The sequence below is a fragment of the Pseudoduganella buxea genome (assembly GCF_009720835.1).
In the GTDB taxonomy this organism is placed as follows: Bacteria; Pseudomonadota; Gammaproteobacteria; order Burkholderiales; family Burkholderiaceae_D; genus Rugamonas; species Rugamonas buxea.
In genome coordinates, this window is record NZ_WNKZ01000070.1 from 12822 (window position 1) to 35725 (window position 22904).

At 67.5% G+C, this 22904-nt stretch carries 18 protein-coding genes; 16 read left to right on the forward strand and 2 right to left on the reverse strand.

Annotation, left to right across the window (positions count from 1 at the left end; translation table 11 throughout):
• The first annotated feature begins 59 nt into the window (after nucleotides 1-59).
• The 4 genes from GM672_RS20230 to GM672_RS20245 all read left to right on the forward strand — a co-directional run bounded on the left by GM672_RS20230 (nucleotide 60) and on the right by GM672_RS20245 (nucleotide 2668).
• Nucleotides 60-1010: a 2-hydroxyacid dehydrogenase gene (locus GM672_RS20230; RefSeq protein WP_155472343.1), complete on the forward strand. Its 951-nt coding sequence runs from the start codon at nucleotides 60-62 to the stop codon at nucleotides 1008-1010.
• A gap of 252 nt (nucleotides 1011-1262) precedes the next feature.
• A complete protein-coding gene (locus GM672_RS20235; RefSeq protein ID WP_155472344.1) occupies nucleotides 1263-1466 on the forward strand; it encodes a hypothetical protein in 204 nt (67 codons plus the stop codon).
• Nucleotides 1467-1641: 175 nt separating this feature from the next.
• Nucleotides 1642-1983 (forward strand): hypothetical protein, encoded by a 342-nt coding sequence (locus tag GM672_RS20240; RefSeq protein WP_155472345.1) that lies wholly within the window; start codon nucleotides 1642-1644, stop codon nucleotides 1981-1983.
• 190 nt (nucleotides 1984-2173) lie between these two features.
• Nucleotides 2174-2668 (forward strand): PEPxxWA-CTERM sorting domain-containing protein, encoded by a 495-nt coding sequence (locus GM672_RS20245; protein WP_188916041.1) that lies wholly within the window; start codon nucleotides 2174-2176, stop codon nucleotides 2666-2668.
• Nucleotides 2669-2713: 45 nt separating this feature from the next.
• Here the strand turns inward: GM672_RS20245 and GM672_RS20250 are convergent, their stop codons facing one another.
• Nucleotides 2714-3181: an Lrp/AsnC family transcriptional regulator gene (locus GM672_RS20250; RefSeq protein WP_155472347.1), complete on the reverse strand. Its 468-nt coding sequence runs from the start codon at nucleotides 3179-3181 to the stop codon at nucleotides 2714-2716.
• A 163-nt stretch (nucleotides 3182-3344) separates the two neighbouring features.
• Between GM672_RS20250 and GM672_RS20255 the strand changes: the two genes are divergently transcribed.
• The 4 genes from GM672_RS20255 to GM672_RS20270 all read left to right on the forward strand — a co-directional run bounded on the left by GM672_RS20255 (nucleotide 3345) and on the right by GM672_RS20270 (nucleotide 9370).
• A complete protein-coding gene (locus GM672_RS20255) occupies nucleotides 3345-6863 on the forward strand; it encodes an indolepyruvate ferredoxin oxidoreductase family protein (RefSeq protein ID WP_371867086.1) in 3519 nt (1172 codons plus the stop codon).
• 175 nt (nucleotides 6864-7038) lie between these two features.
• Nucleotides 7039-7497 carry a hypothetical protein gene (locus GM672_RS20260; protein WP_155472349.1) on the forward strand — a complete coding sequence of 153 codons (459 nt, stop codon included), beginning with the start codon at nucleotides 7039-7041 and terminating at the stop codon, nucleotides 7495-7497.
• A 108-nt stretch (nucleotides 7498-7605) separates the two neighbouring features.
• Nucleotides 7606-8790 carry a zinc-dependent alcohol dehydrogenase gene (locus tag GM672_RS20265; RefSeq protein ID WP_155472350.1) on the forward strand — a complete coding sequence of 395 codons (1185 nt, stop codon included), beginning with the start codon at nucleotides 7606-7608 and terminating at the stop codon, nucleotides 8788-8790.
• Between the two features lie 10 nt (nucleotides 8791-8800).
• The gene (locus tag GM672_RS20270; RefSeq protein ID WP_155472351.1) at nucleotides 8801-9370 is read left to right on the forward strand and encodes a hypothetical protein; all 570 of its coding nucleotides are present in this window, start codon (nucleotides 8801-8803) and stop codon (nucleotides 9368-9370) included.
• Nucleotides 9371-9390: 20 nt separating this feature from the next.
• Here the strand turns inward: GM672_RS20270 and GM672_RS20275 are convergent, their stop codons facing one another.
• Nucleotides 9391-9807, reverse strand: coding sequence for an NUDIX hydrolase (locus GM672_RS20275; RefSeq protein ID WP_229417842.1), 417 nt, complete (start codon nucleotides 9805-9807; stop codon nucleotides 9391-9393).
• A gap of 277 nt (nucleotides 9808-10084) precedes the next feature.
• On the opposite strand from GM672_RS20275, the gene GM672_RS20280 reads away from it, so the two are divergent.
• The 8 genes from GM672_RS20280 to GM672_RS20315 form a co-directional block, all read left to right on the forward strand.
• Nucleotides 10085-11350, forward strand: a complete 1266-nt coding sequence (locus GM672_RS20280; RefSeq protein WP_155472353.1) for a hypothetical protein — start codon at nucleotides 10085-10087, stop codon at nucleotides 11348-11350.
• 11 nt (nucleotides 11351-11361) lie between these two features.
• Entirely contained in the window at nucleotides 11362-11802 is a 441-nt protein-coding gene (locus GM672_RS20285) for a type 2 periplasmic-binding domain-containing protein (RefSeq protein WP_229417843.1), read from the forward strand.
• On the forward strand, nucleotides 11802-14453 hold the full coding sequence (locus GM672_RS20290) for a bifunctional diguanylate cyclase/phosphodiesterase (RefSeq protein ID WP_155472354.1): 2652 nt from the start codon (nucleotides 11802-11804) through the stop codon (nucleotides 14451-14453). Before GM672_RS20285 ends, GM672_RS20290 begins: the two co-directional genes overlap by 1 nt.
• Nucleotides 14454-14633: 180 nt before the next feature.
• Nucleotides 14634-15806 (forward strand): pyridoxal phosphate-dependent aminotransferase, encoded by a 1173-nt coding sequence (locus tag GM672_RS20295; RefSeq protein ID WP_155472355.1) that lies wholly within the window; start codon nucleotides 14634-14636, stop codon nucleotides 15804-15806.
• Nucleotides 15794-18013, forward strand: coding sequence for a hybrid sensor histidine kinase/response regulator (locus GM672_RS20300; RefSeq protein WP_229427754.1), 2220 nt, complete (start codon nucleotides 15794-15796; stop codon nucleotides 18011-18013). The genes GM672_RS20295 and GM672_RS20300 overlap by 13 nt, the downstream gene beginning before the upstream one ends.
• 67 nt (nucleotides 18014-18080) lie before the next feature.
• Nucleotides 18081-21377 carry a type VI secretion system Vgr family protein gene (locus GM672_RS20305; protein WP_155472356.1) on the forward strand — a complete coding sequence of 1099 codons (3297 nt, stop codon included), beginning with the start codon at nucleotides 18081-18083 and terminating at the stop codon, nucleotides 21375-21377.
• Nucleotides 21378-21920 carry a hypothetical protein gene (locus tag GM672_RS20310; protein ID WP_155472357.1) on the forward strand — a complete coding sequence of 181 codons (543 nt, stop codon included), beginning with the start codon at nucleotides 21378-21380 and terminating at the stop codon, nucleotides 21918-21920.
• Nucleotides 21920-22904, forward strand: a 985-nt coding sequence (locus GM672_RS20315) for a LysM peptidoglycan-binding domain-containing protein (protein WP_155472358.1), incomplete at its 3' end; no start/stop codon positions are given. The genes GM672_RS20310 and GM672_RS20315, both read left to right, overlap by 1 nt.

Consider the following 22904-nt stretch of genomic DNA (forward strand, 5'->3'; position numbering starts at 1 on the left):
CGATGGTAGCACCGGAATGCTTCTACAATAAAGCTTCCGCAACTTCCAGGAACCACCGCATGCAGCCGGAAATCCTCGTCATGGCCCCCAGTCCGTCGCCCGCCGTGATGGCGCAGCTCGACGAACACTTCACCTGCCACCACCTGTGGCAGGTGCTCGCCGACCAGCACGATGCCTTCATCGACCGGGTCGGCGCCGGCGTGCGCGGCCTGGCGACGACTGGCACAATCGGCATCGACGCGGCGCTGGCGGCCCGCCTGCCGGCGCTGGAGATCGTCGCCGTCAACGGCATCGGCGTGGACGCGGTGGACTTTGCCGCGACGCGCCCGCGCGGCATTGCCGTCACCAACACGCCCGGCGTGCTGACGGACGACGTGGCCGACCTGGCCGTGGCCCTGCTGCTGGCGGCCGCGCGCCGCATTCCCGCGTTGGACCATTACGTGCGGGGCGGCCAGTGGGCCGAGCGCGTGCCCTTGCAACCAGCCCGCACCCTGCGCGGCAAGACGGCCGGCATCTACGGCTTCGGCCGCATCGGCAGGGCCGTGGCCGCGCGCCTGGCCGGCTTCGGCCTGGAACTGCGCTACTGGCAGCCGAACGTGGTCGCCGGTACCGGCGTGCCGCGCAGCGCGTCGCTGGCGGACCTGGCGCGTGAAAGCGACTACCTGGTCGTCTGCGCGCCGGGCGGGCCCGCCACGCGCGGCCTGGTCGACGCGGCCGTGCTGGCGGCACTGGGCCCGCAAGGCACCCTGATCAACATCGCGCGTGGCTCCATCGTCGACGAGCCGGCCCTCGTGGCGGCCCTGGCCGACGGCAGCCTGGGCGCGGCCGGCCTGGACGTCTTCGCCAGCGAACCGGATGTGCCGCCGGCGCTGGCGGCGCTGCCGAACGTCGTGCTGACTCCGCACGTGGGCAGCCTGACGGTGGAAACCCGCCACGCGATGGGCCAGCTCGTCGTCGACAACCTGCTGGCGCATTTTTTAGGGCGGGCGCTGCTCACGCCAGTGCCTTGACAGCGCGCCGCGCCGGCATTCGGGGGATACCCGAGAACGCCTGACGAAACCGGTCGCCGGTCCCGAGGGTAGCAACTCGTGTGCTCAGCTTGACCGTCGGCCGTCGACGGGCGCGCAGGTTTGCCGTCGGGGTGACAATGTGTGAGTTTCTTTTTATGGAATATTTGCTATTGTTGGCGGCTATTGGCTCGCCGTCTGTTGTCCTGCTGTCGCCGAAGAAGTCAGTCCGATCACACTGAGAAATCCTAAAAGATGAGTTTGCTCACCAGTATTTCACCGCAAGTCGTCCCCATCATTGCTTTGCTCGTACCAATCGTCGGCGTCGTCGCCTGGGCTGCAGTCAAGATCACGCAGATGATCTTGTTGCATGAAACAGTCCGTCAGCTCAGTTCGAATGGCCAGCCTGTTCCGCCAGCATTATTGGCCAAGATTACAGTCGAGAAGCGCTCCGGGTAGTCCTGTCAGCCAGCCTTGCTTGCTCCGTGAATTCGGTGTCAGGTACCTGCCGATTGCTGCGTACTGCCGACGCTCCGTGCACTTGTCCCAAGCGAAGCGGCTACCCCTGCCGGCCGCCAGGTGTATCGCCCCAAATTGCAGACCAGTACGATTTGTCAGATGAAAGAGATTGTTGATGCCACGATATAGTTGGGTTAAAGACGATGAGCACGTCGAGCACTTCGACAGCAAAGAAGAGATGGAGGCGGCCAAACGTAAGGATTCGAATGAGGTCGCGGGCTGCATCTTGGCGGTCGTCGGCTTTGTCGGAGGCGGCCTGATCAGTTATGCACTGTTGAAGCACTTTGGGTTGATGGAATGGCCAAAATGGGCGCGATTTACATGGGTTGCTACTGGCGCCGTCTCAACAGCCTATGTGCTGGCTCGATTGGCGGGCCTCATCAAAATACTGGTCGGCTTGGCATTGCTGGGCGGGATGGTGACGTGGATAGTACGCCTGATCTGGGATAACGTCTGAACGAAGTCCAAGGTCGAACGATATAGGTGTCTAACACCGGATTGCCATCAAATTGCCAAGTGACTGGCGGGGCAGCGGCCGGGCCGCTTGTAATCTGGACAATACCTCGCGATTCCGTGATAGTGTTGACAACGCCGCGCGAGCCATGCGGCGCTGGGTTCAAGACAACCATCCCTTACCTGGACTTCCGATGACACTGAAACGACTCATCAGCACTGCCGCTGTCGCGGCCGCACTCTTGTGCACGGGCGCCGCCAATGCCGCCTTGTACCAGTTCACCGTCAGCGGCGACTATGCCGCCACCTGGCAGCTCGATTCATCGACGGTTCCCGGCGTCGTCTTCCCGGGCGTGGGCTTCATCTACGGCGACGTGGCGGGAACTTACGACAATGCCGTCAGCGAACTGGCCGACGTGGCGTTCTTCAATGGTTCGCTTGGCGGAGGCTTGAGCATCGAGGATTATTACGGCGGCCAGTTCCTGCTGATCGCCGACGGTCCCCAGCTCTACAGCGGCTCCGAGGCGGCGCCCGCTTTCGTACCCGGCACGTACAACCTGTCCGAATACCAGGGCGACGGACGCTATACGGTAACGGTGTCCGCCGTGCCGGAACCGGCCACCTACGGCATGGTCCTGGCCGGCATGGGCTTAATTGGCGTCGCGTTGCGGCGGCGGCAGGGCAGCTGAGCAGCGTAAGCGCAAAGGGAGGCGCCAGCGGGCGCCTTTACCACGTCACAATGGCAGCGCCGTCTGGTACTTGACCTCGCGCAGCGCCACGTTCGTATTGATTTGCGCCACACCCTGCAGCTTGAACATCACTTCGTGCAGGAAGTTCTGGTAAGCCTCCATGTCCGGCACGATGACCTTGATCGTGTAGTCCGAGCTGCCTGTCGTCTCGTAGCATTCCACCACTTCGGCGCGCGCCTGCATCGCCCCTTCAAACGCTTCCACCACGCCGGCCGAGTGCCGGTTCAGGGTCACATGGGCCAGACAGCACACCATCAGCCCCACCTTGCGACGGTCCACCAGCGCGGCGTAGCGCGTGATGTAGCCGTTGTCCTCCAGCTCCTTCTGCCGGCGCCAGCACGGGGTGGCCGACAGGCCCACCTCCTCGGCCAGTTCGGCGGTGGAAAGGCGGCTGTTCTTCTGCAGCGCGGCCAGGATCTTGATGGAGGGGGCGTCGAGGGAATGGTTTTTCATTTTGTGCCGGAAAATCGAAAGGATTTTCCTGAAACTTAGCATACGGTAGAAGAAACAGGAAAATTATTTCGCATCGGCGCACCTATCATTTCCGGCACGGAGACAAGCTCAACGAGCCAAGGAAATAATAATGAACGCTCACACCAAGCCCGGCCTCGACGCCCTGCAGGCGGCCACGCCCCCCGCCAACAATCCCATCGTCGATCCCGGCTACCAGCTGGACGACAACCTGGCCCGCGAGACGGGCCGCGTCTTCCTCACCGGCACCCAGGCCCTGGTGCGGCTGATGCTGGCGCAAAAACGGCTGGATGCCGCCAGCGGCCTGAACACGGCCGGCTTCGTCAGCGGCTACCGGGGCTCGCCCCTGGGCGCGGTGGACCAGGAAATGTGGCGCGCGCGCAAGCAGCTGGCCGCCCACGCCGTCGAGTTCCTGCCGGCGATCAACGAGGACCTGGGCGCCACCGCCGTGCTGGGTTCGCAGCAGGTCGAAACGGACCCCACCCGCAAGGTCGACGGCGTGTTCGCCATGTGGTACGGCAAGGGCCCGGGAGTGGACCGCTCCGGCGACGCCATCAAGCACGGCAACGCCTACGGTTCTTCGCCCCATGGCGGCGTGCTGGTGGTGCTGGGCGACGACCATGGCTGCGTGTCCTCGTCGATGCCGCACCAGAGCGAGCAGGCCCTGATCGCGTGGAGCATGCCCGTGCTGAACCCGGCCAATATCGAGGAATACCTGGAATTCGGCCTGTACGGCTGGGCCCTGTCACGCTTCTCCGGCAACTGGGTGGGCTTCAAGGCCATTTCGGAAACGGTGGAGGGCGGCGCCGTGGTGGAACTGCCGGCCGCGCCGCGCTTCGTCACGCCAACCGACTACGTTTACCCGGCCGAAGGCCTGCATTACCGCTGGCCCGACCTGCCCAGCCTGAAGATCGAGCAGCGCGTGGCGGAAAAGCTGAACGCCGTGCGCGCCTTTGCCCGCGCCAATTCGATCGACCGCTTCGTCACGCAGGCGCCCGGCGGCGTACTGGGCATCGTCAGCGCCGGCAAGGCCTACCTGGACCTGGTGGAAGCCCTGCAGCGCATGGGCTTGACGCAGGACCGGCTCGAGGAGCTGGGTATCCGCCTGTACAAGCCGGGCCTGACGTGGCCGCTGGAGCCGGGCCGTCTCGACGCGTTTGCCCACGGCCTGCGCGAAGTGCTGGTGGTGGAGGAAAAAGACCCCATCATCGAGCAGCAGCTGAAGCAGCATTTCTATAACCGTCCCGCCGATGCGCGGCCCCAGGTGCTGGGCAAGACCGACCTGGCGGGCCAGCCGCTGCTGGCGGCAATCGGCGAACTGCGCCCGTCGCGCATCGCCCCCGCGCTGATCCGCTGGCTGGCGCCGCACCTGCCCGAGCTGGCCCTGGCGCAATTCCTGCCGGATTTCTGCGCGGCCGACGTGAAGGCCGATCCGGCCAACGCCATCCGCACGCCGTACTTCTGCTCCGGCTGCCCGCACAACACGTCGACCAGGGTCCCGGAAGGCAGCACCGCCATTGCCGGCATCGGCTGCCATTTCATGGCCACGTGGATGGACCGGAGCACCGTGCAGCTGACGCAGATGGGCGGGGAGGGCGTCACGTGGGTGGCGGCGTCGCGCTTTGTCGACAAGCCCCACGTGTTCCAGAACCTGGGCGACGGCACCTACTTCCACTCCGGCTTCCTGGCCCTGCGCCAGGCCGTGGCGGCGCGCACCAACATCACCTACAAGATCCTGTACAACGACGCCGTGGCCATGACGGGCGGCCAGCCGGTGGACGGCAAGCTGTCGGTGCCGCAGATCGTGCAGCAGGTATTGACGGAAGGTGCCGTGCGCGCCGTCGTCGTCACCGACCAGCCGGACAACTACGACGGCGTGGCCCTGCCGGCCGGCGTGACGGTGCACGACCGCAGCGAGCTCGATCTGGTGCAGCGCCAGCTGCGCGACGTGAAGGGCGTGACGGTGCTGGTGTACGACCAGACCTGCGCGGCCGAGAAGCGCCGCCGCCGCAAGAAGAACACGGCCACGCACACGGAATTCCCCGACCCGGCCCGCCGCGTCGTCATCAACGAAGCCGTCTGCGAAGGCTGCGGCGACTGCGGCGTGCAATCGAACTGCCTGTCGATCCTGCCGCTGGAGACGGAGCTGGGCCGCAAGCGCCAGATCGAGCAGTCCTCGTGCAACAAGGACTACTCCTGCGTGGAAGGTTTCTGCCCCAGCTTCGTCTCCGTCGTCGGAGGCCAGCTGAAGAAACCCGAAGCGGCCAGGCTGGATACGGCCAGGCTGGAAGCGGCGCTGGCGCCGTTCTCGGCCCCCGCCCCGCACGATTTCTCGAAGCCCTTCGAGATGCTGGTGGCCGGTGTCGGCGGCACCGGCGTCGTCACCATCGGCGCGCTCGTGACGATGGCGGCCCACCTGGAAGGCAAGGGCGCATCGACCCTGGACTTCATGGGCTTCGCGCAGAAGGGCGGCGCCGTCATGTCGCATGTGCGCATCGCCCGCTCGCCCCAGGCGCTGAACCAGGTGCGCATCGACCTGCAGCAAGCCGACGCCGTGCTGGCCTGCGATGCCGTCGTGGCGGCCATGCCCGATGCGCTGGCCGTGATGCGCCACGGCCGCACCCAGGTCATCGCCAACGAGCGGGAAATTCCGACGGCGGCACTGACGCGCAACCCGGACGCCAGCAACGACATGCCGGGCCTGTTCGCGCAGCTGCGCCGGGCCGCGGGCGACGCCAATGTGCACGGCCTGGATGCACAGGAACTGGCCGGGCGCCTGCTGGGCGAGCCCATCGCCGGCAATATGCTGATGCTGGGCTATGCGTGGCAGAAGGGCCTGGTGCCCGTGTCGATGGCGGCGCTGCTGCGCGCCGTGGAACTGAATAACGTGGCCGTGCCGATGAACCGCCAGGCCCTGCTGCTGGGCCGCCTGGCCGCCGCCGACAGTGCCGCGCTGGCACGGCTGGCGGGCGGCAGTGCCAAGGTGATCCAGTTCACCGCCCCGGCCACGCTGGAAGAGCTGGTCGCCCAGCGCCTGCCCCGCCTGGTGCAATACCAGGACGAAGCTTATGCCGAGCGCTGGCTGGCGGCCGTGCGGAAGGTCGAGGCGCGCGAGCGGGCCGTGGACGGCCCGGGCTCGAAGACGCCCGTGACGAAAGCCGTGGCGCGGGCGCTGTTCAAGCTGATGGCCTACAAGGACGAGTACGAAGTGGCCCGCCTGCACGCCGACCCGGCCTTCCGCGCCAGGCTGAACAGCCAGTTCGGCGGCGACTTCAAGCTCGAGTTCCACCTGGCGCCGCCACTGCTGGCACGCCCGAAGCCCGGCTCGACCGTCCCGGCCAAGCTGCGCTTCGGCCCGTGGATGCTGTCGGCCTTCCGGCTGCTGGCGCCCTTGAAGCAGCTGCGCGGCACGCCGCTCGATCCGTTCGGCTGGACGGCCGAGCGGCGCCACGAGCGGGCCCTGCGCGACGACTATTTCGCGCTGGTGGACGAGCTGTGCGCCACGCTGACGGCGGAGAACAAGGGTACGTGGCTGCAACTGGCCCAGCTGCCCGAACGCATCCGCGGCTTCGGCCATGTCAAAGCGCGCAATGCGGCGCTGGTGGCCGAGGAAGGTCAGCGGCTGCGGGCCCGGCTGATGAGCAAGGATGATAAGGCAGCCTGAAGTGGCAGCCTGAAGTGCAGAGCTGGACGGAACGGCAACCCTGCGCAAATTGCAATTTGCGTGGCGTTGTTCCGACCGGCCTGCGGCGTGCAGTCCTACCCGTCGCGCCGCTCCTGCGTGGGAGAATTTTGTCTCACCGTGACGCTCACGGCAATAACACGAACAGGAGAACGTTATGAAGACGAAACTCGCACTAGCCCTCGCAGCAATGGTCATCAGCGCCGGCGTGGCGGCGCAGTCCACCGGTTCGCAAAGCACGGCCACGGACCCGCAAAAGCAGTCCGATACGAAGAAGCAGAAGAAATCCGACAAGGCCAAGCACGGCAGCAAGCATGAACAGGGCACCAGCGGCACGTCGGGCACCAGCGACATGAGTGGCAGCAGCACGTCGGACATGAATTCGGGCACGGGCTCGACGATGAACAGCTCCGGCGCCAGCGGCACGGGCACCTCCGGCACCTCAGGCATGAACAGCTCCGGCACCAGCGCCACCGGCACCTCCGGCAGCACGATGAACAGCACCACGCCGTCGGGCAACCGCACCGGTCCCGTGGGCACGACGGGCACGACGACCAATCCGTCCGGCACGCTGCCGAACCAGCAGAACCAGCCCACCACGCCGCCGACCCGTTAAACGGGCAGGCTGAGCGAAGCCGCCCTTGGGCGGCTTTTTCGTGCTGGACCCGCCGCAAGCGGGTACCCGTGCAGTCCCATCGAATACAAGCCCACCAGGAGAACTGCCATGCTGGCAATGAACTACCGCGGACCATATCGTGTCCGTGCCGAGCAAAAATCCGACCCCGTCATCGAACATCCCGGCGACGCCATCGTGCGCGTCACGCGCAGCTGCATCTGCGGCTCCGACCTGCACCTGTACCACGGCCTCGTGCCCGACACCCGTGTCGGCACGACCTTCGGCCACGAGTTCGTCGGCATCGTCGAGGAAGTGGGATCAGGCGTGCAGAAACTGAAGGTGGGCGACCACGTGCTGGTGCCCTTCAATGTCTTTTGCGGCTCCTGCTTCTTCTGCCAGCGCGAGCTGTACGGCAATTGCCACAACACCAATCCGCAGGCCAGTGCCGTCGGCGGCATCTACGGCTACTCGCATACGGCGGGCGGCTATGACGGCGGCCAGGCCGAGCTGGTGCGCGTGCCGATGGCCGATGTCGGCCCCACCATCATCCCGCACGACATGGACGAGGACGACGCCGTGCTGCTGACGGACGCGCTGCCCACGGGCTACCAGGCCGCCGAGATGGGCGACATCGCCGAAGGCGACACGGTCGTCGTGTTCGGCGCCGGCCCGGTCGGCATCTTCGCCGCCAAGTCGGCCTGGCTGATGGGCGCGGGACGGGTCATCGTGGTCGACCACGTGGAATACCGGCTCGAGTTCGTGCGCCGCTATGCCCAGTGCGAAGTGGTCAACTTCCGCGAAGTGGACGACATGGCCCTGCATATCAAGAAGATGACGGACTGGATGGGCGCGGACGTGTGCATCGACGCTGTCGGCTGCGAGGCGGCCGGCAATGCGGCCCAGACCTTGACGGGTGTCTACGCGATGATGCAGGCCGGTTCGGCTACCGCACTGCACTGGTGTATCAACTCCGTGCGCAAGGGCGGCAATGTGTCGATCGTCGGCGTGTACGGCCCCACCTTCAACGCCATCCCGATCGGCAATGCACTGAACAAGGGACTGACCCTGCGCATGAACCAGGCCAGCGTCAAGCGCCACCTGCCGCGCCTGATCGAGCATATCCAGGCCGGGCGCATCGATCCGAAGCAGATCATCACGCACCGCGTGCCGCTGGAAGAGGTGGCCGATGCGTACCATATCTTCTCCAGCAAACTGGATAACTGCATCAAGACGGTGCTGATCCCGCCGAACCAGCCGCAGCGCCGCGCCGTTGCCGCCACCACCCTGCCTTGAGGAGACGACCATGACAGACCATCACGATCATGACCACGCCCACGCGCACGGGCACGACGACGACAAGTCGCAGCGCCACGACCTGGCCGTGTTCCAGCATGGCCGCCCGCCCGTGGACCGCTCCGCCATTCACGGCTGGGGGGCCGACCTGGATCACAAGAACCGCCCGGGCTACCCGATGGAGCGCATGCCGCAGCGGCTGGACGCGCCGCTGACGCAGCCAGAGCCCCAGGCACGGCACGTGGAGGTGCTGGTGTCGCCCGAGCGCCCCCATATGACGCCCCTGTTCGGCAGCCCGCAGCCGCCGAAGGGCCTGTCCGGCATGTTGCGCCGGGCCGCCTTCAAGACCACCGAGAACGATATCCGCCACTGGCTGCTGCTGCTGCTGGCGGACCGCGTGAACGTGGTCGAAGGCATCGGCGAGGACCTGGCGCGCGGGCACGTACCGAACGTGTTCGCCGAGATGGGCATCAAGGCCGAGTGGGAACACAACCGCGTCGGGCTGGTGAAGAAAGTGGCCGTCACGGCCGCCGTGGCGGGCGTCGCGTATTACCTGCTGAAGGGGCGCAAGGAGCGCTGAGCGCTGCCTTTGTCAATCCCTTACCAGTCCAGCGACAGCAGTCGCTGGGCCATCCGCGGCCAGCACAGCGTACGCACCTCGTCGCGGCTGGCCCAGCGGAAGCCGTCCACTTCCGGCGTATCCTTGCCCGTCACGCGGTGCGGGAAGAAACTGGTGCAGCGCAGGTGGTCCAGGCTGCACAGGTCGTCGCCGGCATCGACCCGGAACAGGTGCAGCCGCTTGTCGCGCCGGTAGTCGAAGCGCCCCAGGTCCTGGAAGCGCTCGGCATCGAACGACAGTCCCGCCTCTTCGAACAGTTCGCGCCGGGCCGCCGCCAGCGGCGTCTCGCCCGCGTCCAGCATGCCCTTCGGGATATCCCAGTGCGCCGTGCCCGTCACGTGGCACAAGAGCAGTTGACCGGAAGCGTTGACGATCAGGGTGCCGCACGAGGTATCCAAGGCCGTTCCTTGCGAAAAGCTCCATTGTAAGAGCATGGCGGATGCCACGCTGTCGCGATTGTTGTTTCCCGCAGCGCTACACGGCGTTCTCTTGGGAAACTCATCGACAATCACAGTTTCCTACGATAAACTTTCGTCTTGTCCCATGAACGCCGGCACCCCATCCCCGTGCCGGCCGCCGCACGGCAATCACGCGAGCAGATCCGCTCGCCCATCCGAGACCCGACCCCCGACCCCGGCCCGACGTCATCGCATCGAACCACGGAATACTGCTCCCATGTCCCAGCGTTATCGACCTGTCCACTCTTCCCGCGTGCTGCGCCGTGCCCTTGTCGTCACGGCGCTGGGCTGCATGCATGCCGCCACGCGCGCCGCCGACGGCGACCTGCCCGCCTGGACCTTCGGCGGCTTCGGTACCGTCAGCGCCGTGCACTCGACGGAAAAGCTGGCCGACTACACGGCCAGCCCCCTGTCGCCCGGCCAGGCCGGCTACGGCAAGCACTGGGCCGTCGACGTCGACTCGCGCCTGGGCGCGCAACTGGGCGTGCAGCTCGACAAACGCTGGTCGGCTGTCGTGCAGGTCGTCTCCGAGCGCAATGTCGAACACAATTACAAGCCGGAAGTGGAGTGGGCCAACGTCAAGTACCGGGCCACGCCGGACCTGTCGCTGCGGCTGGGCCGCATCGCGCTGCCGCTGTACCTGGCCGCCGACTACCGCAAGGCCAGTTATGCGCTGCCGTGGGTGCGTCCGCCCGTGGAGCTGTACAGCACCATGCCGATCTCGAACAGCGACGGTTTCGATGCCTCCTACCGGTGGAACCTGGCCGGCACCAAGCAGACCACCCAGGTGTTCTTCGGTCGCACGTCGATCCGCCTGTCGCGCGACTTCGACGCCAAGGCCAAGCGCATGGTGGGCCTGACCCAGCGCACCACGGCCGGCGCCCTGACCGTGCAGGCCACGGCCGCCAATGCGATCTTCCAGGTGCCCGCGGGCGGTGAACTGTTCGACGTGCTGTCCCAGTTCGGGCCCGCCGGCCAGGCACTGGCCGCGCGCTACGACATCCGCTCCAAGCGGGTGTCCGTGTTCAGCGCGGGCTTCACGTATGACCCGGGCGCGTGGTTCGTCACGGGCGAGATCGGCCGCACCAATACCCGTTCGCTGCTGGGCGACCAGACCGCCAGCTACCTGAGCGGCGGCTACCGTTTCGGCGCGCTGACCCCCTATGCGACCTTCAGTGCCGTGCACGCGAACATGGACGTGCAGGTGGCGGGCCTGCCCACGACCGGCTTGCCGCCACAGGTGGCCGCACTGGCGCTGCAGGCCAACGCGGTGCTGAACGACTTCCTGCGCGAGGTGCCGACGCAGCATGCCATCTCGGCCGGCGTACGCTGGGATGCCGGCCCGAGCCATGCCTTCAAGCTGCAGCTCGAGCGGGCCCGCCCCCATGACGGCAGCAGCGGCACCCTGACCAATGCGCAGCCGGGTTACCAGTCGGGCAAGTCCTTCAACGTGATCAGCCTGTCGGCCGATTTCGTCTTCTGAGGGGGCACGCCATGTTCAGCCGAAAACTGCAAGCCATCGTGTCCGCAGCCGCCGTGCTGCTGACCGCGAACACGGGGGCGGCCGGCACCAGCGACCTGGTGGTCATCGTGTCCGCACGCGCGCCCGTCACGGCGCTGCGCAGCGACCAGGTGGCCGATATCTTCCTGTCCGAGGCCAACCGCTTCCCGGACGGCAGCGAGGCCGTCGCCATCGACCAGGGTGTGGGCTCGCCCTTGCGCGACGAATTCTACGACCGCGTGGCGCGCCGTTCGCCCGCGCTGATGAAGGCCTACTGGACCAAGATGATCTTCACGGGCCGCGGCCAGCCCCCGCGCGAGGTTGCCAACAGCGCCGCCGTGCGCAAGCTGGTGGCGGACAATCCCGGCATGATCGGCTATATCGAACGCTCCGCGCTGGATGCTTCGGTGCGGCCCGTGCTGGCGGTGCGCTGATGGACAAGGTGATTGCCTCGGCCAGGCGCACGCGCTGGCTGCGCCTGGGGCTGGAAACCTATGTGACGCTGCCCCTGTTTACGCTGCTGCTGCTGGGTGTCATCTGGGGCACCAGCTTCCACTTCATCGGCAAGGAAAGGCTGGCGGCGCAGGCGGGCGCGCGCGAGTCCGTCAACGAGCTGATGGAAACCTATGAAGCGCAGGTGGCACGCAACCTGACGACGATCGACCAGACCTTGAAGGTGATCAAGTATGCGGTGGCGCGCCGCGGCGCGGCCGGCGCCTTGCCGGAGCTGGGCCAGCAAAGCCTGCTGCCGCCGGGGCTCGTGTTCGCCGTCAGCATCGCCGACGCCGAGGGCAATATCGTGGCCAGCAATCCCACCGCGCCGCCGCATCGGGTGGCCGACCAGCGCTACTTCGCCTTCCACCGCGACCGCCCGAACGACGGCGTGTTCGTGGCCGAAACCATGCGCGACCTCGCGCGCGACGAGTGGCATCTGCATTTCTCGCGCCGCCTGAGCGCCGCCGACGGCAGTTTCGCCGGCGTGGCCATCCTGGAAGTGGACCCGACCTACTTCACCAGCGGCTACGAGCGTTCGCGCCAGGGCGACGAAGGCCTGGTGGCCGTGGCCGGCATTGACGGCATTGCGCGTTCGATGCGCGTGGGCGCACGGGACAGCTGGGGCCAGCGCATCGACTTGGCCTTCTGGAACGATCCGGACGGCCGGCCTTCGGCCCAGGTCGACGGCGTGGCGCGCTACACGGCGTCGCGCACCCTGCGCAATTACGGCGTGGTGGCGTTGGTGGGCCTGTCCGAACGCGAACAGATGGCCGCCTTCGAGCAGCAGCGCCGCGCGCTGCTGTGGGAGGCGGGCGTGGCCTCGGCCGTGCTGGTCTTCGTCATGGGACTGCTGTGGGCCTGGTCGTGGCAGGGCGCCAAGGCGCGCCGCCGCATCCGCCGGGCCCAGGAAACCTATGCCGCCGCTTCCGAAGCGAACCTGGACGCCTTTTTCGTGCTGCGCGCGCTGCGCGACGACGTCGGCGCCATCATCGATTTCCGCATCGTTTCCGTCAACAGCCGCGCCGAGCAGATGACGGGCCGCTCGCGCGACCACCTGCGCAGCGCCACCCTGTGCAGCTGGATTCCCGGCGCGCGCGAGAACGGCATGTTCGCCCGGCTGGCGAAGATGATGATCGAAGGCGGCGTGCATCAGGAAGAATGGCGCAACGACCTGCCCGAGTTCAAGGCCGAATGGATGCACTGGCAGATCGTCGGCGTCGAGGGCGGCCTGGTGGCCATCGTGCGCGACATCTCCGAGCGCAAGCGCGACGAGGCCCGCATCGTCCACCTGGCCCACCACGATTCGCTCACGGGCCTGCCCAACCGCAGCCTGATCGGCGACCGCCTGGAGCAGGCCATCCTGCACGCCGAGCGCGAGCAGCAGCAGGTTCTGGTGGCCTTCGTCGACCTGGACAGCTTCAAGCTGGTCAACGACACGCTGGGCCACGCAGCCGGCGACGAACTGCTGCAGGCCGTGGCGGGACGCATGGTCGAATGCCTGCGAAAGAGCGACACGGTGGGTCGCTTCGGCGGCGACGAGTTCGTGCTGCTGCTGCCGCAGCCGCCCGATGGTGATGCGGCGGGCGCCGCCGCGCTGCTCGACAAGATCCTGTCGGCCGTGGTGCGGCCCGTGCTGCTGGAAGGGCAGGAGGTGCAGGTCAGCTGTTCGATCGGCGCGGCCATGTACCCGCGCGACGGCCTCGATGGCGGCACCCTGATGATGAACGCCGACGCGGCCATGTACCGCGCCAAGGAGCTGGGCAAGAACAACTGCCAGTTCTACGCGCACGAGATGAACGCCACGCTGGAGCAGAAGCTGGCGCTGATGGACGGCCTTCGCCGCGCCGTCGACGACCAGCAGCTGCGCCTGGTGTACCAGCCGAAGGTGGACCTGCAGAGCGGTCACGTGTTCGGCGTCGAGGCGCTGGTGCGCTGGGAGCATCCGGAACGGGGCCAGATCCGTCCCGACCAGTTCATCCCGCTGGCCGAAGAAAGCGGCAGCATCGTCGCCATTGGCGAATGGGTGCTGCGCGAGGCGTGCCGCCAGGCGCGTGCCTGGCAGGATGCCGGTCATGCGCCGCTGGTGGTATCGGTCAACGTGTCGCCGCGCCAGTTCGACGACCGGCGCCTGGTGGCGCGCGTGGCCGATGCGCTGCGTGACGCCCGGCTCGACGCGTGCTGGCTGGAGCTGGAAGTGACGGAAAGCCTGATCATGCGCGACGTCGGCCAGGCCGTCGACAAGATGCGCGAGCTCGAGGCGATGGGCATCGCCCTGTCGATCGACGATTTCGGCACGGGCTATTCCAGCCTGGCGGCGCTGAAGTCCTTCCCGATCAGCCGCCTGAAGATCGACAAATCCTTCGTGCGCGACCTGGCCCACAGCGCGGACGACCAGGCGATCGCCCGCGCCATCATCTCGCTGTCGCACCAGCTGCAGATGCGCGTCATCGCCGAAGGGGTGGAGACGGAACAGCAGCGCGACTTCCTGGCCCAGTACGGCTGCGACGAAATGCAGGGCTATTTGTTCAGCAAACCGGTACCGCCAGGCGAGATTCCCACGCTGCTCGAGCGGGCGGTCGCGCCGGCTTGATGGCCGCCCGCGAATGGGGCAGGGCGGCCCCTGCCGATGCGCTATATTGCGGGATCGGGGGGGCCGCCAGCGGACCGTTCGGGCCCCGCGCGTCCGGTGTCACGATAGCGCGCCGGTACGGCGCGATCCGCAGTAGAATTGCAGTGTGGAAAATTTTTTGGCAGGGAGGACAGGCGCGTCATGCAAGTATCGAACCGTATCGCCATCGCCTGGCCGCTGGCCACCACCGCCATGCATGAACGGGTCGATGCGCTGCGCCAGGGCGGCGAGGATGTCATCGATCTTTCCATCGCCATCTCGCATTTCCCGGCGCCGCTGCCCGTGCGCCAGGCCGTGGCGGCCGCGCTGCGCGAGCCACGGCTGCCCTACACGGCCGTGGGCGGCGCACCCGAGCTGCGCGCGGCGCTGGCCGCCAAGCTGCGCGGCGAGAACGGCATCGCCGCCACGCCGGCGCACGTCATCGCCACCAACGGCGCCAAACAGGCCGTCTACGAAGCGCTGTACGTGATGACGGACCCGGGCGAGCGCGTCATCGTGCTGCGGCCGCACTGGCCCGCGTACGCCGCGACGGCGCGCCTGCTGGGCCTGGAGACGGTACTGGTAGACCAGCCCGACGTCATCGATGCGGCCTTCCTGGCCACCTTGCCGGCGGCGCGGGTCCTCGTCGTCAATAATCCCCATAATCCCACCGGCAAGGTGCTGACCGCCGGCGAGCTGGCCGCCGTGCGCGACTGGCTGCGGGCCACCGGCACGGCATGCCTGGTCGATGAAAGCTACGAGAAGCTCGTGTTCGACGCCGTGCACCTGAGCCTGGCGGCCTGCCCGGACTGGGAAGCGCTGGGCATCGTCACCGTGTTCTCGGCGTCGCAAAGCCACGCGATGATGGGCTGGCGGGCCGGCTTCGCCGTGGCGCCACAGGCCTGGGTGTCGGCCATGAGCACCCTGCAGGGCCCCATCACGGCGGCCGTGCCCGCGCTGACGCAGGTGGCGGCCGCGGCGGCCTTCGGCATCGGCGCCGTGTCCGAGCTGCTGGCCGACTACCGCGTGCGGCGCGACATGGTGGTGGCGCTGTTCGCGCCGGTCGCGTGGGCCGCCGTGGCCGCGCCCGCCGCCGGCCCCTATTTGTGGTGCGATATCCGCGCGCTGACCTTCGACACGCAAGGCTTCGCCGAGCTGCTGCTGCAGCGTTATCGGGTCGCCCTGATGCCGGGCGAGGCGCTGGGCTGCCCCGGTTTCATCCGCATCGGCTTCATCGCCGACGACGAAGCCACCTTGCGCCGTGGCGTGGGCGCCATCATCACGCTGGGCGACAGCATGGCGCGCGCCGCGGGAGGGCATGCGTGTTCCGCCTGAACAGCCTGCGCCGGCGCCTGATCCTGCTGGTGGCCCTGGCCATCACGCCGATGGCCGCGATGACGGTGCTGACGGGCCTGCGCGAGCGCGAGCACGCCATCGAGGTGGCGCGCGAGAACCTGCAGCGCGTGGCCAACCTGGCCGCCGCCAACGAGGCCCAATCGCTCGAAGGGGCCCGCCAGATCCTGCGCGACCTGTCCAGCGTGCCCGATATCCTGGGTAATTCGGACGATTGCAGCGTGCTGCTGTCGGACATCCTGTCGAAGAACACGGACTACGTCAATTTCGGCCTGATCCGCCTGAATGGCGACGTCACCTGCAGCGCCGTGTCGTCCGTCGGCCTGGTCAACCTGGCCGACCGTGCGCATTTCCGCCGCGCCGTCACGGAGCGGCGCTTCATCGCCGGCAACTACGTGTTCGGGCGCGTCATCTCGAAGCATACGATCAACCTGACCTATCCCGTGATCCGCGGCGGCGAGGTGGCGGCCGTACTGTTCGCCGCGCTGGACCTGACGGAGCTGGACAAGTTCGTGCTGGACGTGCAGCTCTCGCCCGGCTCGCTGCTGTGGACCGTGGACGCCAACGGCACCATCATTTCGCGCCGTCCCGATCCGGCCGGCTGGTTCGGCAAGAAGATCGGCGGGCCCCTGCAGGAAGCCTGGACGACGCGCCCCAAGGTGCCCGTGCTGCTGACGGACGCGGACGGCGTGCAGCGCATGTATGCCTTCGCCCGCGTGGGCAGGCACGATATTTCCGACTACACCGTGATGATCGGCATTCCCTACCAGGAGATCGTGGCGGCTGCCACGCGCGACCAGCTGATCGCCACCATCGGCCTGGTCGCCACCGTCACGCTGGCGCTGCTGGCCGCCTGGTTCGGCGGCGACATCCTGATCGTGCGCCGCGTGCAGACCCTGGCGCGCACCGCCAACCGCATCGCTTCGGGCTCGCTCGACACCCGCACCGGCATGCGCTACGAGGAAGAGGAAATCAGCGCGCTGGCCCGCTCGCTCGACGAGATGGCCGAGGCGCTGCAGAAGAAGGAAGTGGAACGCGACGCCGCCACCGCCTCGTTGCAGGCGGCCGACCGGCGCAAGGACGAATTCCTGGCCATGCTGGCCCACGAGCTGCGCAACCCGCTGGCGCCCATCAGTTCCGGCGCCCAGGTGCTGAAGATGGCCCACGCGGACAATGCTTCGGTGGCGCGCACGGCCGAGATCATCGCGCGCCAGGTCGAGCACATGACACGCCTGATCGACGATCTGCTGGACGTCTCGCGCGTCACGCGCGGCCTCGTGAAGCTGAACCGCCAACCGCTGGACCTGCGCACCGTCGTCGAAGACGCCGTCGAGCAGGCCTACCCCCTGTTCAAGAGCAAGCGCCAGCAGCTGGAACTGGACCTGCCGCACGAGCCGCTGGGCATCAACGCGGACCACAAGCGCATGGTGCAGGTGGTGGCGAACCTGCTCAACAACGCTGCCAAGTACACCCAGGAATACGGCCACGTGCGGGTGTCGCTGGACCGCGCCGGACCCCACGTGCGCCTGGTGGTGGCCGACGACGGCATCGGCATGGCGCCGGAGCTGGTCACGCGCGTGTTCGAACTGTTCACCCAGGCCGAACGCACGTCGGACCGGTCGCAGGGCGGCCTGGGCCTGGGGCTGGCGCTGGCCCGCACCCTCGTCATGCTGCACGGCGGCAGCGTGCGCGCGGAAAGCGCGGGGCTGGAACGGGGCAGCACGTTTACCGTCGACCTGCCGTTCGAGGAATTGCCCGAGCCGGTCATGCAGCCGGGCGGGCCGGCCGCGCGCGTGGCGCAACCGAACCGCCTGCGCTGCCTGGTGGTGGACGACAATATCGACGCGGCCCAGACCCTGGCGCTGTTCCTGGAAGCGGCCGGCCACGAGGTCAGCGTGGCGCACCGCGCCGCCGAGGCCCTGGAACTGGCCGTGGCGCGGGAGCCGCAGGTCTGCTTCCTCGATATCGGCCTGCCCGACGTCGACGGCAACGAACTGGCACGGCGCCTGCGTGCGCTGCCGCAGACGGCCACTGCCCACCTGATCGCCGTTACCGGCTACGGCCGCAAGGAAGACCAGGAAAAATCGCTGGCCGCCGGCTTCGACCATTATTTTGTCAAGCCGATGGATACGACCAAGCTGGTGGGATTGCTGTCGGTTCTGACGGTGGAAGTGGCACAGCAGGCGTGATGTTTCATTGCTGAGTTAATGGCGGTTCGTAGTAGAATACCAAGTCATTGCTCGTTGCCAAATACCCATGCTCCACGTGCCAGACAGCCTGACCCAGACCACCCGACTGCTCCGCCTGACCACCCCCGTCGTCGCCGACGGCCTGGTGGTGGAATGTCTGCGCGGCGAGGAAGCCATCGGCCAATGCTATGCGCTGGACGTGACGGTGCTGTCGCACGATGCGGCCATTCCCCTGAAATCCCTGCTGGGCCAGCCCGCGCTGCTCGAACTGGACACGACGGGACCGGCCCCGCGCATGTTTCACGGCCATATCACGGAAGCGGCCATCGTCGGCGCGGACGGCGGCCTGGCCCGCTACCGCCTCACTTTGGGACCGTGGTTTGCTTTCCTGCGGCACGGGCGCGACAGCCGCGTGTTCCAGGGCAAGAGCGTGCCCGACATCCTGTCCGCGCTGTTTTCTGGCTGGCAGGGCGCCGGCACCCTGGTGCCGGCCTGGCGCTTCGACCTGGCCGACGCCGCGGCCTATCCGGTCCGCTCGCTGGCCTGCCAGTACCAGGAATCCGATTTCGCCTTCGCGCAGCGTCTGATGAGCGAGGAAGGCCTGTTCTGGTACTTCGAGCATGCGGGCGAGCCCGGCAGCGCCAGCCTGGGCAGCCACACCCTCGTCATCGCCGACCATAACGGCAGCTTCCAGCCCAATGCCCAGCCGGCGGTGCGTTTCACCCAGCCCGGCGCCGTGATGCGGGAAGACAGCATCGACCGCTGGCGCGCGGAGACGCGCTGGACGCCCGACGCCATCGCGCTGTCCAGCTGGGACTACCGGGGCAACCGCAACCGGCCCGTCGGTGCCGCCGCCGCCATCCAGGGCGATTTGCCGCTGACCAGCCGCGACACGCCGGGCGCCTACGCCTACCCGTCGCGCGAGCAGGGCCAGCGCATCGCGGACCGGCAAATGCAGGCGCTGGAAACCCGGCGCGAGACGTGGACGGGGGCCGGCACCGTGCGCACCCTGGTGCCCGGCACGACCTTCACGCTGGCCGGCCAGGCCCAGCTCGACAGCGCGGCGGACGATGCCGCCCGCAGCTTCGTCGTCACGCGCGTGCTGCACCTGGCGCACAACAACCTGAGCGCCGACATCCGCGAACGGGTCCTGGGCACGCTGGGCGAAAGCGCGCTGGCCGTCGCCATCGGCCAGGAAGGGGCACGCGGCCTGCACGCGGTCGGGCATGGCAAGGGCGAGCGGCCCTTGTACCGCAACCGCATCGATGCCGTGCGCTCGGCCGTGCCGTATCGCAGCAGCAGCGTCGACGGCCACGGCCAGCTGCTGCATCCGAAGCCCACCGTGCGCGGCCAGCAGACCGCCATCGTCGTCGGCCCGCCGGGCGCCGCCGTCCACACGGACCGCGACCACCGCATCAAGGTGCAGTTCCACTGGCAGCGGGGCGTGCAGAGCCACAGCCGCCTGGAGCACCCGGCCGCCGCCTCGGACACGGGCGCGCCCGGGGATGACGGCGCCGGCACTTGGGTGCGGCTGGCCACGCCCCTGGCGCCCGTTGCCGGCGCCAACTGGGGCAGTGCCGCCGTGCCCCGCGTCGGCAGCGAAGTACTGATCGACTTTATCGACGGCAATATCGACCGCCCCGTCGTCATCGGCGCCGTCTACAACGGCCGCGGCCAGGCCGACGCGCAACATAACCAGGTGGCACAAGGCGCGGGTGTGGCCACGGGCAATGCCGCCGCCTGGTTCCCGGGCGAGGCTGGCGCCCATGCCCACGCGGCCGTGCTGTCGGGCCTGAAATCCCAGGCCATGAATGCCAGCCAGCAGGGCACGGGCGGCTACAGCCAGCTGGTCTTCGACGACAGCCCCGGCCAGCCCCGGGTAGCCTTGCAACGCCACGCCAAGGCCCACGACGGCACGGATGAATTGAACCTCGGTCACCTGGTGCACCAGAGCGACAACCAGCGCCTGGCGCCGGCCGGCTTCGGCGCCGAACTGAAAAGCGCGCACGGCGCCGCCTTGCGTGCCGGCGGCGGCCTGCTGCTGTCGGCCGACGCCCGCCACGGCGGCAGCGGCCAGCAGCTCGACAGCCGTGAGGCCCTGGCCCAGGTCGGCCAGAGCCGTCAATTGCAGCAGGACCTGGCCGAAACGGCGCAGAAGCACAACGCCGGACTGAAGGGCGCAGGCGGCGCGGCCGAAGCGGCACCGGACCAGCTGCCCGTCATTGCCGGGCTGGCCAAGGTGGAAAAAGCCCTTGACGGCCAGCAGGGCGGCAGTGGCGGCGACACGGGCGGGCAGGGCAACGCCAGCGCCTATGGCGCGCCCCAGCTGCAACTGTCGAGCCCGGCAGGCATCGCCGCCACGACACCGGCCAGCGCCATCCTGCGCGCGGGCACGACCACCAGCATCGCCGCCGGCCAGGACGTCAACCTGGCAGCGCAGGGCAACAGCGTGCACACCGTCAAGGAGGGCATCAGCCTGTTCACCTACGGCAAGGCCAGCGCGGCGGAAAAGCCGAACCAGGAGACGGGCCTGCGCCTGCACGCGGCCAGCGGCCAGGTCAGCCTGCAAAGCCAGTCCGACGTACTGCGGGTGACGGCCGACAAGGCCATCACCGTGGCCAGCGTCGCCAAGAGCGTGACAGTGGCCGCCAAGGAGCACGTCATGCTGACGGCCCAGGGCGCCTACCTGAAGCTCGAAGGCGGCAACATCATGCTCCACGGACCGGGAACGATGACGTTCAAGGCGTCGATGAAGGAGCTGGCGGGGCCGGCACGCGGCAATCCGGTGGCGATCGACATTCCGAAGCCGGGCGATATCCGCATCACGCCGCTTCTCGAGAAACTGAGCACGAAGGTCGTCATCGACCGGCCCCTGCAGGACATGATCTCGGCCACGCTGGGCGGTGCGATTCCCTACCGCTTCATCGACCGGGACGGCCAGGTGGTCGGCAAGGGCACCCTGGACGAATACGGCCGCACGCGCCGCATCTTCCACGACAACCCGGCCGCGCTGACGGTGCTGGTGGGTGAGAAGCGCGACTGGACCGTGATCCAGCACGCCCACGAGGAAGGCTGCGGCTGCGGTTCGCACGAGGATGCGGACGATGACGGCGACGAGGATCACGATCACGATCACGATCACGACCACGGCAGCGACGACGATCACGGCAGCGATCATGAATACGCCGAAGGTCAGGCCGATGCGGACGACGCGCAGGCAAGCCATGAGGACGAGGCCGAGGAGGGCCATGGCCAGGGCGCATCGGAGCCGGACATGTTCGACCTGTTGAAAAATCACTTCCTGGAACGTCTGGTATTCGGCGATGCCGACGTGCTCCGGGCCATCGAGGACGGCGAGGATTAAATGGACTATCGGAGTTTTCTTGCGGCACCGCTGCTGGCGTTGCTGCTCGTGGCGGGCCAGGCCGGCGCCGCGCCGGCGCGCGCCGAGGTGCCGCTGCATTATGGGCCGAACGACGTCAAGGCGGGCGAGTTCTCCTTCCAGATCCTGCGCGGCTTCGTCGGCAACCTGACGGCCAGCGGGTTCGACACGTACACCGTCTTCCTGAAACCGGAGAAGGCAGGCGAGCCGTGGCTGCACGTGACGATGCCGTCGTCGCAGGGCTTGGGCTACAACCTGCGCAGCTATGAAAGCGGCGACGCCAACCTGGTCGCCGTTTCCTTCTACAGGGAAGGCGGGCAGCTGTATGCCGTCGAGGCCGAGCGGACCGGCACGACGCCGGCGGAGCGCCTGAAGAAGGGCGCGGTACAGTTCAAGCGGTACAAGTTCAATGGCGACACGGACGTGCCGATGTTCGAGCGCGACGACGTCGTGCGGGCCAGGGCACCGTTCCAGGATGCGAGCGAAGCGTTGAAAAAAGAATTCTTTGGCGCGGCAGGCAAGTAATGTTCGTCCGTGCCGTCTATTACCGTGAAAAGAAAACGGTTCATTATTTCGATGAAAACGGGGCCGAGACGCTGTATATCGGCGGCTCCTTCGCCTGGCGCATGAATAACCCGGGCAATATGGCCAAGCCGGGCAAGCGCGTCGTGCACGACGTGATCGGCTATGCCCAGCGTACCTCCGATCCGAAAAGCCTGTTCCTGATCTTCAAGGACCGCGCCGCCGGCGAGCGCGAGCGCATGAAGCTGATGCGTGAGGTGTACGGCAAGAGCACCATCAGCGAAATGATGCACCGTTACGCGCCACCGCACGAAAACGATACGGCCGGTTATATCGCCTTTATCTGCAAGCGCGCCAACGTCAAGGCCGACGACGTCGTGGGCAAGCTCAGCGAAAAGCAGTTCAACGACGTGGTGGCCGCGATCGGCAAGCACGAAGGCTACGCGCCGGGCAAGATCGTCGAACTGGGCAAGCCGGCCAAGGCCGAGCTGCGCGACGTCGCCCAGCAGCCCATCGCCAACCAGCCGGTGCAGGTCAAGAGCGGCGAGCACGTGCTCGACACGAAGACCAACCGCCTGGGCGAGCTGCCGCCCCTGTATCCCGATTTGTTCAAGCTGGACCTGTCGTTCTACCACGCGGCGATGGCCGACCAGCCGGAAAAGATCGGCATGCTGGCGCCGTCCGCATTTTCGTCCGACGTGACATTCGTGGCGCCGTATTTCGTGCTGCAGAGCCAGCCGAAGGTACACGAGACGAAGCACCCGGAGCGGCCGTCCGTGCACGTGGTGCGCGCCGGACAGACCCTTTCGAAGATCGCCGCCATGTACCCGGGCCTGACGGCCGAGGCGATCGCGCGCGAGAATAACCTGAAGGACGTCAACAAGATCTTCGAGCGCCAGCACTTGCGACTGCCCGGAGGCTCGGCGACGGCACCTGCGGCCGCCACGCCGCCTGCCGCGCCCGCCAAGCCCGCGGCGCCACCGCCGG